Origin of the sequence: Methylobacterium sp. BTF04, assembly GCF_010692745.1 — a bacterium.
Lineage (GTDB): Bacteria > Pseudomonadota > Alphaproteobacteria > Rhizobiales > Beijerinckiaceae > Methylobacterium.
The window spans coordinates 53,282-69,474 of record NZ_JAAHTB010000013.1; the positions used below are offsets into that span (position 1 = coordinate 53,282).

Consider the following 16,193-nt stretch of genomic DNA (forward strand, 5'->3'; position numbering starts at 1 on the left):
TCGGTTCAGCCCGCCACCTCGACCGCGACCGTATAGGCATCGCGGAAATCGAGGCAGAGCGGGGTTTCGGCTTCGAGCAGGCGACGGAACAGGCGCGATTGCGTCTGGTATTTCACGTTGCCCACCGCCAGCGCGCCGATGCCGACGCCCTTGCCGACGGGCAGTGGGACGTCGACGGCATTGACGTCGATTCCGGCGATTCCGGCCGGGGGAACGGCGTTGACGTCGGAAGCCACGAGCAGATTGGGCGCCGATTCGAGATCCTGTGCGGACAGGATCGGAACGCCGGCCGGTCCGGCCGAGAGAATGACATCGGCCTCCGCGATGGCGGTCCGGCGGGCCTCTGCCGTGGAGCCGTCCACCGCCCCGACGTCGATGCCGAAGCGCCATTTCATGGTGAAGGCGATCTTGCTCACGCGCTCCTCGCCGTCATGGCCGACCAGGACCGTCTTGGCGCCTTCCAGCGCTCCGATCACCGCGGCGACGTAGGCGACGACGCCGGCCCCGCCGAAGATGACGATGCGCTTGCCCTTGAGATCGGTGCCGAACTTCGCCTTCAGGGCGCGGGTCACCTCGGCGACCATGGCCGCACCGGTGGTGAACGATCCTGCGGGATCGGCGATGATGTGGTTGGCGAACGGCGGCACCAGGGCCTTCTTGGCCCGGTCCATCATGTCGAGGGCATCCTCGGCGTTCTTGCCGCCGATGAAGATGCTGGTGCGCACGCCGTCATGGGGTGAGCGGGAGAAAATCGAATCCTGGACCAGGGACGTGACGTCGGGCAGCGTTACGTCGGTATAGGTGGCGATGGTTTCGAACCCGGCATCGACGGCCATGTTCACGTCGAACGGGCTCATGTGCTTCAGGGGCGTAAGCATATGCAGGATCGAGCGGGCCATCGTCGGTCTCCCTCCGGGTCTTCGCACCCCCCGATCGTGCGCCGGGGCGGCGATTTGTCAAAGCCGGTCGCGTCCGGTCCGGTCAAGCGCTCGGCGTAGCGCGTCACGTCTTAAAGCGGCGTCACCGAAGCGCCGGTATTGCGTCCGCGCGCGATCAGGAACTGTAACGGGCCGGGCCGTTGCAGGCTGGCGACAAGCTGGCGCGCTGCGTCTTCTGACGGCATCAATGCGAAGCCGGTCGGGCCCCAGGAGCTCTGGCCGTAGCCGGCGACCCCTTGCGCGGCGATCGCCCCCAGCGCCTCCGCCACGGCGGGGCTGGCGTAGCGCCCGCCCTGATGCGGCGCGAAATGGTCGCCGATCAGGCGCTGGATCGTGGTGATTCCGGCGCCGAACCCCTCCGGCTCGGCGGTGGCGGCGGCAGGCAGCACCTGCATCAGGACGATGCGGCAGATCTCGGCGGCCTGACTTTCTGGAAACCGTGGGAGATCGCGAAACGCCTCGACCTCGCGGCTGCCGTGGACGCCGGTCATGCTGGTGTCGAGGATCAGGACGATGCGCCAATCCTCCGGATAGGCAAGCCGCGCGATCAGGGGCGGCGGGGTGCCGAGGCCATCGCGGCCGCCATCGACGATGAGGCCGCCCTGCGTGAAGGCGGCCAGACCGATTCCGGAGCGGTTGCCCCGGTCGAGGGCGTTGGCGAACGCCTCCGGTGCGAAGGCGCGTCCGTCGAGACCCGCCAGGGCTGCGGCGACGCTGAGAGCCAGTTGCGTGCCCGAGCCGAAGCCCGCATGGGCGGGCATCGTCTCTTCGATCCGCAGGGCGGCGTGACCCGCGATTCCGAGATACCCGGCCGCCGCCAGCGCATAGCTCCGGGCCCGTTCGGCCTCCGGTCCGGTAATCGTCAGGTTCGGCGAGGGCCGGGCGGTGAGGCTGATCGCGGGCGTGTCGAGGGCGAGGCCGATGCTGCCGAAGCGCCGGCCGAGGCCACCATGCAGGTCGAGGAAGCCGAAATGCAGGCGGCCCGGTGCGGCGACCCGCACGCCGGCCGCAACCGTTTCCGTTTCGCCCAATGCCCCGTCCGGGATCTGTGCCACGTCGATCCCTCTCGTAACGAACGCCGAGCGATTCCCGGGAGCTTTCCCTCAAGAATTGCTGAGTCCGGTGCCCCTCGATCGTGCGGATTTAACCTCTCGGCCCGAACCCGCCTCGTCGGATGCGGCTTCTCCCACGGAGGACGGACGCCTCGCAAGCGCCGAGACCAAATCTCGGCCTCGCGGCGCGTAGGCCCCTCGCGGAGCGCGAAAACCCGAAGCGCAGCCGGGACGCGGGACTTGCTTGGCGGCCTGTGCCGATGCAAACGTGCCGCCCGATCGATATGGACTGGCTCAGTCCCGCCGTGCGCACCGCCCGATAACCGGTGGAGCGCCGGGCCCTCGTTTTTCCGAAGGTGCAAGGCATGGCGGCCTGGGTGAAGGGTGGTGCGACGGATGCGGGCGCAGCGGTGGACGCTGCCGCAACGCTCCTCGCTGCGGCGCGCACGCCGGTGGTGGCCGGCCTCTGCGCCGAGTTGAGTGCGATCCGCGCGGCCTATCACCTCGCCGACGCGATCGGCGCCTCCGTCGACCCGGTGGCGGGAGCAAGCCTCTATGCCGAACTCGGTTCCCTGAGCCGCACGGGCGCGATGCTCACCACCCCGGCCGAGGCCATCGGCCGGGCCGACACACTGCTCATCGTCGGCAATGCGCCCTGGGACCGGTCGATCGTCCAGGAGATTGCCGAGTCGGTGCCGTCGCGCGGCAGGGCCGCCGGCACCGAGCGGAGCATTCTTTCCCTCGGCGGTCCGCGCAACGGCGCCACCCGCCACGTGGCCTATCCTGCCGAGACCGGTGGTCTTGCGATCTCCGTGGCGCATCTGCGCGCCTTCCTGAAGGGACATCTGGCCGGCGAGGCCGCCTATGCGGATCTGGCCAAGCGGCTGGCCGCCGCCCAGTACGGCGTCGTCCTCTACGATCCGAGTGAGCTGGGCGAGCTTGGTGTCGAGATGCTGCAGGGCATGGTCAAGGATCTCAACGAGGTCACGCGGTTCTTTGCGCTCGCCGTCTCCGACCCGTTCCAGGGGCGCGCCTTGCTGCAGCTCGCCGCCTGGACCACCGGTCAGGCCCCGCGCGTCGGCTTCGGCCGCCATGTGCCCGAGCACGATCCGTGGCGCTTCGACAGCGCCCGTCAGATCGCCGCCGGCGAGGTCGATGCCGCCCTGTGGCTCGCCTCCCTGCCCGCCCCGCGGCCGGATTGGCTCGCCACGCTTCCGAGCATCGCCATCGTCGGCGAGGGCAGCCCCGAGGCGGCCGGCGACGTCGCCGACATCGTGATCGCGGTGGGCGTGCCCGGTGAGAGCACCGGTGGCGCCCTGTGGAACGAGCGTCGCTCCACGATCACCTACACGCCGCCGGCCGGACAGCCGGCCGAATTGAACGCAGCCGGCGTGATCGCCGCCATCCAGGACCGTCTCGTGCAGATGAAAGGCGCCTCATGCTGATCCGGATCAGTGGTGGCCGGGTGGTCGATCCGACGGCCGGGCGCGATGGCGTCGGCGACGTCTGGATCGAGAACGGCCGGGTCGTGGCCGCCTCGGAGCGCGTGCCCGACCGGACCATCGACGCCAGCGGCTGCGTGGTGATGGCGGGCGGCGTCGAGGTGCATTCGCATATTGCCGGCGGCAACGTGGTGATGAGCCGCCTGCTGCTGCCCGACCTCTACGCCAGCGAGGCCGCTCCCGACGGGCATCCCTTCGCGCATGCCGGCGGCTCGGCCGCCTGGATCGGCGCGAACTACGCGCGGATGGGCTACACCATCGCGGTCGAGCCGGCGATGCCGCCGGCCAATGCGCTGGCGACCCATCTCGAACTTGCCGATATTCCGCTGCTCGACCGCGGCGCGCTCACGGTGATGGGCAACGACGACCACCTACTGCAGCTCCTGCGCGAGCGCGAGGGCAAGGCCGCCGTGCGCGATCTCGTGGCGTTGTCCGTCGCCACCTCGCGCGGGTTGGGCGTCAAGTGCATCAATGCGGGCGGCGCCTCGGCCTTCAAGGACGGGATGCTGAAGCTCAGCCTCGACGACGAGATTCCCGTCTACGGCCTGTCGACGCGCAAGATCATGACGGCGCTCCTCGACGCGGTCGAGGAGATCGGCGTGCCGCATCCGCTTCACGTCCACGCCAACAACCTCGGTATTCCGGGCGCTGACGATTCCTTCGTCGCCACGATGGAGGCGGCCGAAGGCCGGCGCATCCACTTCGCCCACGCCCAGTTCTATGCCTATGCGGTCGCCGACGCGGAGAACCCGGCCACCGGCGGCTTCCGCTCCGCGGCCGAGCGCATCACGGAGGCGATGGAGAAGCACCCCAACGCCACCTACGATGTCGGCCAGGTCGCTTTCGGTCAGACCGTGACGATCTCGCTCGACATCCTGCGCCAGTTCGCTGGCCGCAAGGGCGCCAATCCGAAGAAGTGGATCCTGACCGCAGGCGACGCGGAAGGCGGCGGCATCGTACCGTTCGTCTACAAGCCGCGCGGGGCGGTGAGCTCACTGCAATGGGCGATCGGCCTCGAGCTGATGCTGCTGTCCAAGGAACCCGAGCGGACGATCCTGACCACCGACCATCCCAATGGCGGTCCGTTCACGGATTACCCGCACATCATCCATCTGCTGATGGACAAGGAAGAGCGCGATCGCGAGATCGCGGGCCTTCACAAGGTCATCGGCGAGCGCTCGGGGCTCTGCGCCATCGAGCGCGAATACAGCTTCTCGGAAATCGCTCAGCTGACCCGGTCCGGCCCGGCCAAGCTGCTCGGCCTTTCCGATCGCGGGCACCTGCGCGAGGGCGCGCGGGCCGACGTCGCGATCTATCGCGACGACAAGAACCGCACGGCGATGTTCGCACGGGCCAAGATGGTGCTGAAGGACGGCGACGTGATCGTCGAGGACGGCGAGATCGTGAACTGGCGCGCCGGCCGCACCCTCGAACTCACCGTCGAATCCGACAAGGCCATGGTCGCCCGCTCCGAGACCTACCTGCAGGACCGCTTCGGCGCCGGGGTAAGCAGCTTCGCGGTGCCGGATGAGGCCTTCCCGAAGGCGGACGTGTTCGAGGATGTCGCATGCCGGGCTTGAACGGAACACGTCGCGTGGGGACCGGTGACTGAGATGGCGGAACTCATCCTCAACGGCATTCCGGTGATCGACACCTTCGCCGAGGCGTTCGACGTCGCCGGCACGGCGATCATCATCACCAACGACACACCCAAATGGGCAATGATCGCCGCGACCACGATGACGGGCTTCGCCACGTCCGTGATCGGATGCGGTGCCGAAGCCGGCATCGATTGCGAACTGTCTCCCGACGAGACTCCCGATGGGCGTCCCGGCGTGCGCGTGCTGCTGTTCGGCTTCGAGCCGAACGGGCTGAAGGACCAGCTCCTCAAGCGCGTCGGCCAGTGCATCCTCACCTGCCCCGGCACCGCCTGCTACGCCGGCGTCGACGGGCCGACGAAGATCAAGCTTGGTGGCGCGATCCGCTATTTCGGTGACGGTTTCGCGGTCGCCAAGCGCCTGCCCGATCCGATCACCGGCAAGTCGAGGCGCTACTGGCGCATCCCGGTCATGGACGGCGAGTTCCTGTGCGAGGATTTCGTCCGCGCCGTCGACGGCGCCGTGGGCGGCGGCAATCTGCTGTTCCTCGGCCGCAATCACGCCGAGACCCTCAAGGTCGCCGAGATCGCCGTGGATGCGGCCCGGACCGTATCGGGGGCGATCCTGCCCTTCCCCGGCGGTATCGTCCGCTCCGGCTCGAAGGTGGGGGCACGCACCAAGGGCATGATGGCGTCCACCAATGACGCCTATTGCCCGACGCTGAAGGGCCGGGCCGGCACCGAACTCTCGTCCGAGGTCGGTGTGGTGCTGGAGATCGTCATCGACGCGCTGACCTCGCAAGGGGTCGCCGATTCGATGCGTGCGGCGCTTCATGCCTCGACGGCGGCGGGAGCGGCCCATGGGCTGGTCGCCGTCACCGCCGGCAATTACGGCGGCAATCTCGGCCGCCATCATTATCATCTGAAAGACCTGCTCACATCGGGGCCGGCAAGCGAGGCTGGAGCGGCATGACCACCCTCACCCTGCGCCAGGAGCCGTCCGAGCGGCTCGACTTCCTGCACGTCAACCCGCTCGCCCTGAGCGGTCTGTCCGAGAGCGAGGCCGCCAAGCTGCCGGTCGGCACCAGCCGGCGCGGCTTGACGCTCGGGGATTGCTTTTCGCTGTCCCTCGACGGCTCCGATACCCTGATCATCGAAGGCGGTTCCTCACGTCTCGACCGGGTCGGCGCGGCCTTGAGCGGCGGCACGATCCGGGTCGTCGGCGATGTCGGCCAGCGCCTCGGTGAGGGCATGAAAAGCGGCAGCGTGACGGTCACCGGTTCTGCCGGACCGTTCGCGGGCGCCGGCGCCACCGGCGGTACCATCACCATCGAGGGCGATGCCGGGGATCATGCCGGCGGCGCGGTCTATGCCGCGAAGGCCGGCCTCGACGGTGCCACCCTGGTGATCCGCGGCACAGCCGGCGACCATCTCGGCGACCGCATGCGGCGCGGCCTCATCCTGGTCGGCCGGGCCGGAGCCTATGCGGGTTCGCGGATGATCGCCGGCACCATCGCCGCCACGGCGCTGGGCGACCACCCTGGCTTCGGCATGCGCCGCGGCACCATCCTGGCCGGTGCCGCCGGGGCCATCACCCCGAGCTTCGTCGAGACCGGCACCCACGACCTCGTGTTCCTGCGGCTGCTGGCCCGCTCCCTGCGACCGCTGAGCCCGGCCCATGCCGATCTCGCGGCCAGCGCGCTCACGCGCTATTCGGGTGACCTGGCGACGCTGGGCAAGGGCGAACTCTGGGTCGCGGCGACCTGAGGTCGCCGATCGCACCGGATTGCGTGATGTCCCCGCCGCCTTTTCCGGTCTTGCCCGGGAGCATCGGCACAAAAGTGCAGATGGCGGGTTGTCCTCGGAGTGAAACGAGGCCCGGCCGATGCTCATCCTGCTTTCGATCTGCCTCGTGGCGCATCCGGCGCAATGCCGCGAGGACAGGATCGACCTGTCGTTCGAATCCCGCTCTCCGACGGTTTGCCTGCGCAATTCGCAGAGCGCCATCGCCAAGTGGCAGGCCGAGCATCCCGACTGGCATGTGAACCGCTGGCGCTGCGCCGTGCGCGAAAACCTGCCCAAGGATCTGTAGTCGACCCCGTACTTTCCGGCAGCCTGCTCTTGCGAGCACTGAGCGCCTGAGCCTAGACAGCTTGCCCGCCACGGTTGATCGCATGGTCATTCGAGTCGTGTGGGAGGAAGTGGCAAGAATTGGCACGAGAATGCGCTCGCTGAAGGTCAGGTTCGCGCTGCTCCTGGGCAGCACTGCGCTCCTCGTCATCCTGGCGGCCCTGGGCGTACTCGGCTCGATCGGCGCGGCCGAGCGCACCATCGACCGGACGCTCGCCGCCCAGGGGCGTCTCGAATTGCTGGTCGAGCTGTCCGGCCGCATGACCCAATACGGTCTCGCGGCTCTGGAGGCCGTCAGCAACCCGGATGCCCAGCCGGAAGGCCTCTCCGTCGCCCGTACCAATGTCGACCGCGCGCTGGTGGCGGTGGATGAATCCCTCGGCCGCAGCATCGCCGTCAGCGACGATCCCCTCGACCGGACGCAATATGCCGCCCGCACCCGCCCGCTGGCCCAGCTCCGTTCGGCCCGCGCCGTCCTCGACCGTCAGGTCGCCCAGGTCCTGCGCCAATCCGAGGACGAGCAGCGCAGAAATACGATCCGCGGCGCGCTCAACGGCTTCGGTGCCATGACCGGGCAGCCACTCTCGTTCCTGATCGAGGTCGAGCGCCGCTCGATGATCGCCGGGTCAGACGCCGCCCGCACCCTGTCGCAGACCCTTCGGATCGCCTCCCTGGCCGCGGTGGCCGTGGCGCTCACCATCGTCTTCGTCCTCTACCGCGCGGTGACGCGTCCGACCCTGGCGCGCATCGAGGCGATGCGGCGCGCCGCCGGCGCGGTCGGACGCGGCGAACTCGAGACCCGCCTCTCGGTGGCCACCCGCGACGAACTCGGCCTCCTGGTCGCCAACTTCAACCGCATGGCCGCGCGTCTCGCCCGCCGCGAAGGCAACCTGGCCGCCGACAGGGCCGCACTCGAGGACACCGTGGCGGCCCGCACCACGGATCTGCGTGCCGCCAACGAACGCCTGGAGGCGGTGGACCGCTCGCGCCGGCGCTTCTTTGCCGACGTCAGCCACGAGCTGCGTACGCCGCTCACGGTCATTCTCGGCGAATGCGATATCGCCGCGCGTTCGGCCGGGCGGCCGGGCGTCGATTACGCGCCGGTCTTCTCCACCATCCGCAAGCGGGCGCTGCGCCTGCAGCGCCGGGTGGAGGATCTGTTGCGCGTTGCGCGCTCGGAATCCGGCCAGATCGAACTCGACCGACGGGCGGCGAGTGCGGCCATCATCCTCGCCGATGCGGTGGACGGCATGGCCTCGGAGGCCGCCCGTCGCCGGGTCGGGCTGACCCTGGAGACGGGGCCGCACGATGCCACCCTGCTCGCCGATCGCGAATGGCTGCGTCAGGTGGTGGAGAGCCTCATCGACAATGCGCTGCGCCACGCATCCGGGGCGACCCGCATCGGCGTCGCGCTCCATGCCGGAGACGGCCCGGTCGCCACCATCACCGTCAGCGACGACGGGCCGGGCTTTCCCGAGACCGGGGACGGCCTGTTCGAACGATTCCGCCGGGCGAGTCCGTCGCCCGAAACCGGTTTTGGCATCGGCTTGGCCCTGGCGCGTTGGGTCGTCGAACGCCATGATGGCACGATCCGCCTCGGAACCGGCGAGAACGGACGGGGTGCCCGCGTGGCGCTCGAGATGCCGGTGCTCGATCTGAGCCTCGGCCCGGACGACGAGCGAATGGACAGGGAGACGACGGCATGACGCGCGTACTCATCGTCGAGGACGACAGCGATATCCGCGCCATGCTCGCGCGCGGGCTCGAAGCCGAGGGCTTTTCGGTGGGCGTCGCCGGCTGCGTCGACGATGCGCTCGCCGCCGCCCGAGACGAAGCCCCGCAGGCGGTCGTTCTTGATATCACCCTCCCCGACGGCTCGGGACACGACGTCTGCCGGTCCCTGCGCGAGGGCGGCTATCCCGGCCCCATCCTGTTCCTGTCGGCCCGCGACGAGGTCCGCGATCGGGCGGAGGGCCTGGCGCTCGGTGCCGACGATTACATCGTCAAGCCGTTCGTCTTCGACGAATTGCTCGCCCGCCTTCAGACGCATCTTCTCCGGCGCAAGGAATCGGATGAGCCGCGCACCATCGTCACCGCCGGCCGCCTCGTCCTCGATCTCAACATCCGCCAGGTCGCCTTCGCCGATGCGACCGCGCGCCTCACCCCGCGCGAGGCGGAACTGCTCGCCTTGCTGATGGACAAGGCCAACCAGCCGGTGCCGCGCGGCGACATCTTCGACAAGCTCTGGGCCGGCCAGGGTGGCCTCTCGCTGAATGTCGTCGATGTCTACGTGGGTTACCTCCGTACCAAGCTCTCCGACTTCGTGCGCTTCGGAGGTCCGGTGATCGTCACCGTACGCGGCCGAGGCTTCATGCTCGATCTGCGCGGCCAGGATTTTCGCCATTGAGCCACCCGGCAGGGTGTTAAGCTTGAGAGGTTTCTCAGAGAGTCGCGGGACGATCCGGCAATTTAGCGCTTGAAGTGAGGTCCGGAATTGTCGATATAGCTCCCGCGACAGAAAATGACTGCGCCGTCAGGGTCTTACGATCTCCTTAAGGAGATATTCGGACCCTGTTACGTTCAGAAAAATCTCCAGGAGAAACACCATGAAGTGGGCAGCCCCCGTCGTTTCCGAGATCTGCGTTGGCATGGAAGTCACCAGCTACGAGTCCGCTGAGATCGATACCTTCAACTAACGTGTTTTCGTCGCGCTTGAGGGTCCGGGCAGCGTCGGTTCAACCATGCATCTCGTGATCCTCGGCTCGGCCGCGGGCGGCGGCCTTCCCCAGTGGAATTGCCGCTGCCCCATCTGCTTCCTCGCCCGTCAAGACAGCAATCGCGTAAGGCCGCGAACCCAGTCTAGCATCGCCGTGTCTCCCGATGGAGAACGCTGGCTCCTGGTGAATGCCTCCCCTGATATCCGCCAGCAATTGTTCGACAATTCCGCGCTCCATCCGCGTGAGGGGCTGCGCCACTCTCCGATCCATGCGGTGCTGCTCACCAATGGCGACGTCGACCATGTCGCCGGCCTGCTCACCTTGCGCGAGGGGCAACCCTTCACCCTCTACGGCACCGCCGGCATTCTTGATTCGGTCAATGCCAATAGGGTCTTCGACGTGATGGCGCAGGGGGTCGTGGCGCGCGAGCCGATCGGCCTCGACGCCGCCTTCGAGCCCGTGCCCGGTCTCACCGTCACTCTGTTCTCCGTGCCCGGCAAGGTGCCGCTGTGGCTGGAGGACGAGACCATGGAAATCGGCGCCGAGACCGAGACCACGGTCGGCGCGATGATCGAAGCCGGCGGACGTCGTCTTGCCTACATCCCCGGCTGCGCCCGCGTCACCGAGGGTCTGAAACGCCGAATCGACGGCGTCGATGCACTCCTGTTCGACGGCACCGTTTTGCTCGACGACGACATGATTCGCGCCGGCGTCGGCACCAAGACCGGCTGGCGCATGGGCCATGTGCCGATGACCGGCGAGGGCGGCTCTATCGCCGCATTGTCCGATGTCGTGCTCGGCCAGCGCATTTTCGTCCACATCAACAACACCAACCCGGTGCTGGTGGAAGGCTCGGCCGAACGTGCCCTGGTCGAGGGCGAGGGCTGGACCGTGGCCCATGACGGGTTGAGCCTGTCGCTCTAAGATGAGCTGACCGCTTCGGCTGGCATTTTAATGCCTTCGAGATTATATTGCGAGCAATCAGATCGCGCCGACAGCAACGCCTGCCTCACAGGCGCTGCCGCGATGCCTACAAGACAATACCCAGGAAACGCTTCGAGACGGACGCCCCATGACCGCGCCTTTCCCAACCCCCATCGCAGATGAGACCCAGCGCCTGCTGAGCGCCGATGAACTCGCGGCGGCTTTGCGCGACATCGGCGCGCGCCGCTACCACAACCTGCACCCGTTCCATCGTCTGCTGCACGACGGCAAGCTCAACAAGGATCAGGTCCGGGCCTGGGCGCTCAACCGCTACTATTATCAGGCGATGATCCCGATCAAGGACGCCGCCGTGCTCGCTCGCATGGAGGATGCGAGCCTGCGCCGCATCTGGCGCCAACGGATCGTCGACCATGACGGCGATGCCCCCGGCGATGGCGGCATCGAGCGATGGCTCAAGCTCGCCGAGGGCGTCGGGTTCTCGCGGGACTACGTCGAGTCCACGCAAGGCATCCTGACCGCGACCCGGTTTTCCGTCGATGCCTACGTGCATTTCGTGAAGGAGCGCTCGCTGCTCGAGGCCATCGCCTCTTCGCTCACCGAGATGTTCTCGCCGACGATCATTTCCGAGCGGGTCGCCGGGATGCTGAAGAATTACGACTTCATCACCAAGGATACGCTGTCGTATTTCGACAAGCGCCTGACCCAGGCGCCCCGCGACGCCGATTTCGCCCTCGAATACGTCCAGAAGCACGCCACCACGCCGGCGCTTCAGCGCCAGGCCATGGCCGCGCTCACCTTCAAGTGCACCGTGTTGTGGACGCAGCTCGACGCGCTGTACTTCTCCTACGTCGCGCCGGCGATGACCCCGCCCGATGCCTGGACTCCCGGCACCGGTCTCGTGCCCGAGACGCCCGTGACTCAGGCGGCCGGCACCGGGACGATCGGTCCCGACGACGTGCCGCGCCTGCCCCGCGGCGTCCGTCTGCGCCACGACGCGGTGCGCGGCCAGTATGTGCTGCTCGCGCCCGAGCGCACCTTCGATCTCGATGACAATGCCGTCCTGGTGCTGGACCTCGTCGACGGCGTCCGCACCGTGCGCGACATTGCGGCAGCGCTGGCCGAAAAGTTCGCCGCCGATCGTGCAGTGATCGAGGCCGACATTCTGGTGATGCTGAACGATCTGGCCACCAAACGGGTTCTGGAGAGATGAACGCCATCACGCCGAACGCCCCTGCGCTGCCGGCTCCGGTCGGGCTCCTCGCCGAGCTCACCCACCGCTGCCCCCTGCGCTGCCCTTATTGTTCGAACCCGCTCGAACTCGATCGACGTTCTGGCGAACTCGATACGGCGACATGGCAGCGGGTGCTCACGGAAGCGGCGGGGCTCGGTGTGCTCCACGTGCACCTGTCGGGGGGCGAGCCGACGGCGCGCAACGACATCGTCGAGATCACCCAGACCTGCGCCAAGCTTGGCCTGTATTCCAATCTCATCACCTCCGGTGTCGGCGGCGCGCTCGCCAAGCTCGATGCCCTCTACGATGTCGGCCTCGACCACGTGCAGCTCTCGGTGCAGGGCGTGGATGCCGCCAATGCCGAGAAGATCGGCGGCCTCAAGAACGCGCAGCCGCAAAAACTCGCCTTCGCCGAGCGGGTGACGCAGCTCGGCCTGCCGCTCACCCTCAATTCGGTGATTCACCGCGGCAACATCCACGAGGTCGAAGGCTTCATCGATCTGGCGGTGAAGCTCGGCGCCAAGCGGCTTGAGGTCGCCCACACCCAATATTACGGCTGGGCCTACGTGAACCGCGCCGCCCTGATGCCCAACAAGGCCGAGGTCGATCGCTCGATCCGGATCGTCGAGGCGGCGCGAGAGCGCCTGAAGGGCCAGCTGGTCATCGACCTCGTAGTGCCGGATTACTACGCCAAATACCCCAAGGCGTGTGCGGGCGGCTGGGGCCGCAAGCTGATCAACGTGACGCCGGCCGGCAAGGTGCTGCCCTGTCACGCGGCCGAGACGATCAAGCAGCTCGAGTTCTGGTATGTCACCGATCATTCGCTCGGTGACATCTGGGCGAACTCACCGGCCTTCACCGCCTATCGCGGCACCGATTGGATGCAGGAGCCCTGTCGCTCCTGCGACCGACGTGAGAAGGATTGGGGCGGCTGCCGCTGCCAAGCCCTCGCGCTTGCCGGCGATGCCGCAGCCACCGATCCGGCCTGCTCGCTGTCGCCGCTTCATGCGAAGGTGCGCGAACTTGCCGTCGAGGAAGCGGCCGAGACGCCACCCGACTATACCTACCGGACGATCGGCATGAACGTGCAACCCAACGTCCGATCGCCGTTGAATGAGGAAGCGCCGCTGTGAAGCCCGTTACGATTGCCGCCTTGCTGGTGCTGGCGACTGCGCCTGCCCAGGCGCAGACCACGCCGCCGGCCGATGCGCCGGCCGTCACCAAGGCGAATACCGCCACTGCGCCCAACGCCTCGGACCTGCTGTTCGAACAGCCGCAGATGAAGAACGTCGCGCCCGGCACGCGGCTGACCTACGATTACGTGCGTCGCAGCGGTATCTCGAAGGGGCCGTTCGGCCCGCCGATGGACGACACGATCAAGCTCGGAATCGAGCCGGGTGCCACGCCTGACAGCCGCAACATCAACGTCCAGATGTTCTCCGGTGGCAACCGCTTCCCCGCCGGCCCATTCGAGGACATGCCGGGCAATCCGGTGATGACGCTCTTCCTCGAGCATCATCTCATCGATCTCGCCCGCGTGCTCTCGGCCAACCCGCGCTACATCAAGAATGCGATCCGCAAGTCCCTGCGCGAGAATGCGACGGTGACGGCGACGCAGGTCGATTACAAGGGCGCCAAGGTCTCCGGCTGGCGCATCGAGACCCAGCCCTTCGTCGACGACAAGATGAAGGAGCGCATGCGCGGCCTCGAGAATCTCAAATACATCTTCGTGACCTCGGACGCCGTGCCCGGCGAACTCGTCTCCATCGAGGCGCAGTCGAAGAATGCCGAGGGCGGCGAACTCCTCCAGGAGAACCTGACCTATGATCCCAACGCTGGTTGAGCGCCTCGCGCTCGGCGCCGCCGCGCTGATGCTCCTCGCGACGCCGCTGGCCGCCGCTGAGCTCGAGAACGACTATCCCACCGAGACGCGGGCCGATTACATCTTCGGCTGCATGGCGGCCAACGGACAATCGCGTGAATCGCTCTCGCGTTGTTCGTGCTCGCTCGACGCGCTCGCGGCGATCCTGCCTTACGACAAGTATGTCCAGGCGAGCACGGTGCTCTCCATGCGCCAGGGCGTCGGAGCGCGGGCGAACGAGTTCAAGTCGACCAAGGTGTTCGACGACAAGGTCGCGGATCTGCGACGGGCTCAGGCCGAGGCCGAAATCCGCTGCTATCGCGGCGGAGCTTGACGAAACGCGCGGCGGCATGGCCGTTGCTCCCGCTGCGTAATCGGGCCAAAGCAGGCGCGACCACTCCCGGATGAGCGCCTGCGGCGCGGTGCTGCGTTCTCTTCGGGGAGCGTCCCGCGTCCCGACCCGAAGAGGCTCCGTGCCCCCTCCTCCTTCGCACCTTCAGACCCTGCTGCCCGATCTCGGCCAGCGCGTGCTCGTCATGGGCATTCTCAATGTCACGCCGGATTCGTTCTCCGATGGCGGCCGGTTCGACGGGCTAGAGGCCGCGCGGCTCCAGGCGGATGCGCTGGTGGCCGAGGGTGCGGCCCTCGTCGACATCGGCGGGGAATCGACCCGGCCTGGTCATACCCCCATCTCGGCCGAAGAGGAGCAGGCCCGCATCCTGCCGGTGATCCGCGATCTCGCCGCGCGCCTGCCGGTGCCGATCTCCATCGACACTTACAAGGCCGCCACCGCGCGGGTGGCGCTGGAAGCCGGGGCGCGTCTCGTCAACGACGTCTGGGGCCTGCAGCGCGAGCCCGAGATCGCCCATGTGGCGGCCGCGCACGGCGCACCCGTGATGGTGATGCATAACCGCGAGACCATCGAGCCCGAGATCGACATCGTCGCCGACATGCTGCGCTTCTTTGAGAAGTCCCTTGCCATCGCTCGCAAGGCCGGCATCCGGGATGCCGACATCGCGCTCGATCCGGGCATCGGGTTCGGTAAGAGCTGGGCTCAGCATCTCGAAGCTCTGAGGCGGCTGCCCGAGATCGTCGCCCTGGGCTTTCCCGTCCTCGTCGGCGTCTCGCGAAAGTCCCTGCTCGGCCGCCTCCACAGCACTGAGACGAAGCCGGCTGACCGTCTGTTCAGCTCGGTGGCGAGCCACGTGCTGGCCGCGACCCTTGGCGCGGCCATCGTCCGTGTCCACGATGTCGGTCCCCATGTGGACGCCCTGCGCGTCGTCGATGCCGTGATGCGAAAGCCCGTATGAGTCAGTCCCTTCCCGGCGACCGCATTCTCGTCCAGCGCATCGCGGTCTTTGCCTATCACGGCCTGCTGGAGGAAGAGGCGCGCATCGGCCAGCGCTTCTACATTTCGCTCGATTGCCGGCTCGACCTGGCCCGGGCCGGCCGGTCCGACGAGGTTGCCCACACGGTCAGCTATGCCGATCTCACCGAGATCGTGACCCGCATCGCCACGCAGCAGCGATTCGCTCTGATCGAGGCCCTGGCCGAGGCGATCGCCACCGAGATCCTGGCGCGGCACGCGGCCGTCGAGGTCTTGAGCGTGCGGGTGGACAAGCCGAGCGCCCCGGTGCCGGCGGTGATCGACGGCGTCGCCATCGAAATCACCCGCAGCCGGAATCCCGCGCGATGAAGGCGGCCTATCTTGGCCTCGGCAGCAACATCGGCGACAAGGCCGCGACCATCGCCGAGGCGATCGCGCGGCTTGCCGCGACGCCGGGCATCCGCCTCACCGCCCGCTCGTCCGACTACCGGACACCTCCCTGGGGAGACACCGACCAGGACTGGTTTCTGAACGCTGCCATCGGCGTCGAGACAGACCTGACGCCCCACGCCCTGTTGGAGGCGGGCCTCGCCATCGAGACCGCCATGGGCCGTGTCCGCGAGCGCCGCTGGGGGCCGCGGGTCATCGACATCGACGTGCTGTCCTATGCGGGCGCCGAGATCGCTGACGAGCGCCTCGTGCTGCCGCACCGGTTCGTTCGTGAGCGGGCCTTCGTGCTGGTGCCACTCGCCGAAATCGCCCCCGACCTGAGGATCGGCCCCGAGACGGTGGTGGAGGCTCTGGCCAAACTCGATGCCAGCGGAATCGAGCGGGTCTAATCGCCCAAAGAAACAGCCGGAGCTTTCGCCCCGGCTGTTTCTGAAGTTAGGGAC

Annotated in this window: 18 protein-coding genes; 16 read left to right on the forward strand and 2 right to left on the reverse strand. The window is 67.7% G+C overall.

All coding sequences use genetic code 11. From position 1 onward, the window contains the following. Nucleotides 1-5: 5 nt before the first annotated feature. Together G3T14_RS10425 and G3T14_RS10430 are read right to left on the reverse strand one after the other, a co-directional pair. Entirely contained in the window at nucleotides 6-899 is an 894-nt protein-coding gene (locus G3T14_RS10425; RefSeq protein ID WP_163642399.1) for an NAD(P)-dependent methylenetetrahydromethanopterin dehydrogenase, read from the reverse strand. A 110-nt stretch (nucleotides 900-1,009) separates the two neighbouring features. Beyond that, the gene (locus tag G3T14_RS10430) at nucleotides 1,010-1,993 is read right to left on the reverse strand and encodes a beta-ribofuranosylaminobenzene 5'-phosphate synthase family protein (RefSeq protein WP_163642401.1); all 984 of its coding nucleotides are present in this window, start codon (nucleotides 1,991-1,993) and stop codon (nucleotides 1,010-1,012) included. 362 nt (nucleotides 1,994-2,355) lie between these two features. Here G3T14_RS10430 and G3T14_RS10435 point away from each other — a divergent pair, with 362 nt between their 5' ends. From G3T14_RS10435 to folK, 16 genes are all read left to right on the forward strand, one after another. Continuing rightward, entirely contained in the window at nucleotides 2,356-3,435 is a 1,080-nt protein-coding gene (locus G3T14_RS10435; RefSeq protein WP_163642403.1) for a formyltransferase, read from the forward strand. Continuing rightward, nucleotides 3,429-5,072, forward strand: coding sequence for a formylmethanofuran dehydrogenase subunit A (locus tag G3T14_RS10440; RefSeq protein WP_163642405.1), 1,644 nt, complete (start codon nucleotides 3,429-3,431; stop codon nucleotides 5,070-5,072). Before G3T14_RS10435 ends, G3T14_RS10440 begins: the two co-directional genes overlap by 7 nt. A gap of 33 nt (nucleotides 5,073-5,105) precedes the next feature. Continuing rightward, the gene (fhcD, locus tag G3T14_RS10445) at nucleotides 5,106-6,062 is read left to right on the forward strand and encodes a formylmethanofuran--tetrahydromethanopterin N-formyltransferase (RefSeq protein ID WP_163642407.1); all 957 of its coding nucleotides are present in this window, start codon (nucleotides 5,106-5,108) and stop codon (nucleotides 6,060-6,062) included. Then, complete coding sequence (locus tag G3T14_RS10450) at nucleotides 6,059-6,856, forward strand: formylmethanofuran dehydrogenase subunit C (RefSeq protein WP_163642409.1); 798 nt, start codon at nucleotides 6,059-6,061, stop codon at nucleotides 6,854-6,856. Before fhcD ends, G3T14_RS10450 begins: the two co-directional genes overlap by 4 nt. Nucleotides 6,857-6,974: 118 nt before the next feature. Further along, nucleotides 6,975-7,181, forward strand: a complete 207-nt coding sequence (locus tag G3T14_RS10455; RefSeq protein WP_163642411.1) for a hypothetical protein — start codon at nucleotides 6,975-6,977, stop codon at nucleotides 7,179-7,181. Between the two features lie 130 nt (nucleotides 7,182-7,311). Next, the gene (locus tag G3T14_RS10460) at nucleotides 7,312-8,925 is read left to right on the forward strand and encodes a sensor histidine kinase (RefSeq protein ID WP_163642413.1); all 1,614 of its coding nucleotides are present in this window, start codon (nucleotides 7,312-7,314) and stop codon (nucleotides 8,923-8,925) included. Further along, nucleotides 8,922-9,626 (forward strand): response regulator transcription factor, encoded by a 705-nt coding sequence (locus G3T14_RS10465; RefSeq protein ID WP_163642415.1) that lies wholly within the window; start codon nucleotides 8,922-8,924, stop codon nucleotides 9,624-9,626. Before G3T14_RS10460 ends, G3T14_RS10465 begins: the two co-directional genes overlap by 4 nt. Before the next feature lie 199 nt (nucleotides 9,627-9,825). Further along, entirely contained in the window at nucleotides 9,826-9,915 is a 90-nt protein-coding gene (gene pqqA / locus G3T14_RS10470) for a pyrroloquinoline quinone precursor peptide PqqA (RefSeq protein ID WP_007564431.1), read from the forward strand. A 45-nt stretch (nucleotides 9,916-9,960) separates the two neighbouring features. Then, nucleotides 9,961-10,860, forward strand: coding sequence for a pyrroloquinoline quinone biosynthesis protein PqqB (gene pqqB / locus G3T14_RS10475; protein WP_163642417.1), 900 nt, complete (start codon nucleotides 9,961-9,963; stop codon nucleotides 10,858-10,860). Between the two features lie 148 nt (nucleotides 10,861-11,008). Beyond that, a complete protein-coding gene (pqqC, locus tag G3T14_RS10480) occupies nucleotides 11,009-12,091 on the forward strand; it encodes a pyrroloquinoline-quinone synthase PqqC (RefSeq protein WP_163642419.1) in 1,083 nt (360 codons plus the stop codon). Further along, nucleotides 12,088-13,245, forward strand: a complete 1,158-nt coding sequence (gene pqqE / locus G3T14_RS10485) for a pyrroloquinoline quinone biosynthesis protein PqqE (protein WP_163642420.1) — start codon at nucleotides 12,088-12,090, stop codon at nucleotides 13,243-13,245. The genes pqqC and pqqE overlap by 4 nt, the downstream gene beginning before the upstream one ends. Then, nucleotides 13,242-13,955, forward strand: coding sequence for a hypothetical protein (locus tag G3T14_RS10490; RefSeq protein WP_163642422.1), 714 nt, complete (start codon nucleotides 13,242-13,244; stop codon nucleotides 13,953-13,955). The genes pqqE and G3T14_RS10490 overlap by 4 nt, the downstream gene beginning before the upstream one ends. Then, entirely contained in the window at nucleotides 13,936-14,307 is a 372-nt protein-coding gene (locus G3T14_RS10495) for a hypothetical protein (protein WP_163642424.1), read from the forward strand. The genes G3T14_RS10490 and G3T14_RS10495 overlap by 20 nt, the downstream gene beginning before the upstream one ends. 202 nt (nucleotides 14,308-14,509) lie before the next feature. After that, the gene (folP, locus tag G3T14_RS10500) at nucleotides 14,510-15,283 is read left to right on the forward strand and encodes a dihydropteroate synthase (protein ID WP_246733188.1); all 774 of its coding nucleotides are present in this window, start codon (nucleotides 14,510-14,512) and stop codon (nucleotides 15,281-15,283) included. Further along, nucleotides 15,280-15,669 (forward strand): dihydroneopterin aldolase, encoded by a 390-nt coding sequence (gene folB / locus G3T14_RS10505; protein ID WP_163642428.1) that lies wholly within the window; start codon nucleotides 15,280-15,282, stop codon nucleotides 15,667-15,669. The genes folP and folB overlap by 4 nt, the downstream gene beginning before the upstream one ends. Beyond that, nucleotides 15,666-16,139, forward strand: a complete 474-nt coding sequence (gene folK, locus G3T14_RS10510) for a 2-amino-4-hydroxy-6-hydroxymethyldihydropteridine diphosphokinase (RefSeq protein WP_163642431.1) — start codon at nucleotides 15,666-15,668, stop codon at nucleotides 16,137-16,139. The genes folB and folK overlap by 4 nt, the downstream gene beginning before the upstream one ends. The last annotated feature ends 54 nt before the right edge of the window (nucleotides 16,140-16,193 follow it).

Excerpts from the sequence above, each read along its gene's own strand:
- G3T14_RS10425 (WP_163642399.1), bottom strand. The coding sequence starts at position 899 with ATGGCCCGCTCGATCCTGCATATGCTTACGCCCCTGAAGCACATGAGC.
- G3T14_RS10435 (WP_163642403.1), top strand. The coding sequence starts at position 2,356 with ATGGCGGCCTGGGTGAAGGGTGGTGCGACGGATGCGGGCGCAGCGGTG.
- G3T14_RS10440 (WP_163642405.1), top strand. The coding sequence starts at position 3,429 with ATGCTGATCCGGATCAGTGGTGGCCGGGTGGTCGATCCGACGGCCGGG.
- fhcD (WP_163642407.1), top strand. The coding sequence starts at position 5,106 with ATGGCGGAACTCATCCTCAACGGCATTCCGGTGATCGACACCTTCGCC.
- G3T14_RS10450 (WP_163642409.1), top strand. The coding sequence starts at position 6,059 with ATGACCACCCTCACCCTGCGCCAGGAGCCGTCCGAGCGGCTCGACTTC.
- G3T14_RS10455 (WP_163642411.1), top strand. The coding sequence starts at position 6,975 with ATGCTCATCCTGCTTTCGATCTGCCTCGTGGCGCATCCGGCGCAATGC.
- G3T14_RS10460 (WP_163642413.1), top strand. The coding sequence starts at position 7,312 with ATGCGCTCGCTGAAGGTCAGGTTCGCGCTGCTCCTGGGCAGCACTGCG.
- G3T14_RS10465 (WP_163642415.1), top strand. The coding sequence starts at position 8,922 with ATGACGCGCGTACTCATCGTCGAGGACGACAGCGATATCCGCGCCATG.
- pqqA (WP_007564431.1), top strand. The coding sequence starts at position 9,826 with ATGAAGTGGGCAGCCCCCGTCGTTTCCGAGATCTGCGTTGGCATGGAA.
- pqqB (WP_163642417.1), top strand. The coding sequence starts at position 9,961 with ATGCATCTCGTGATCCTCGGCTCGGCCGCGGGCGGCGGCCTTCCCCAG.
- pqqC (WP_163642419.1), top strand. The coding sequence starts at position 11,009 with ATGACCGCGCCTTTCCCAACCCCCATCGCAGATGAGACCCAGCGCCTG.
- pqqE (WP_163642420.1), top strand. The coding sequence starts at position 12,088 with ATGAACGCCATCACGCCGAACGCCCCTGCGCTGCCGGCTCCGGTCGGG.
- G3T14_RS10495 (WP_163642424.1), top strand. The coding sequence starts at position 13,936 with ATGATCCCAACGCTGGTTGAGCGCCTCGCGCTCGGCGCCGCCGCGCTG.
- folP (WP_246733188.1), top strand. The coding sequence starts at position 14,510 with ATGGGCATTCTCAATGTCACGCCGGATTCGTTCTCCGATGGCGGCCGG.
- folB (WP_163642428.1), top strand. The coding sequence starts at position 15,280 with ATGAGTCAGTCCCTTCCCGGCGACCGCATTCTCGTCCAGCGCATCGCG.
- folK (WP_163642431.1), top strand. The coding sequence starts at position 15,666 with ATGAAGGCGGCCTATCTTGGCCTCGGCAGCAACATCGGCGACAAGGCC.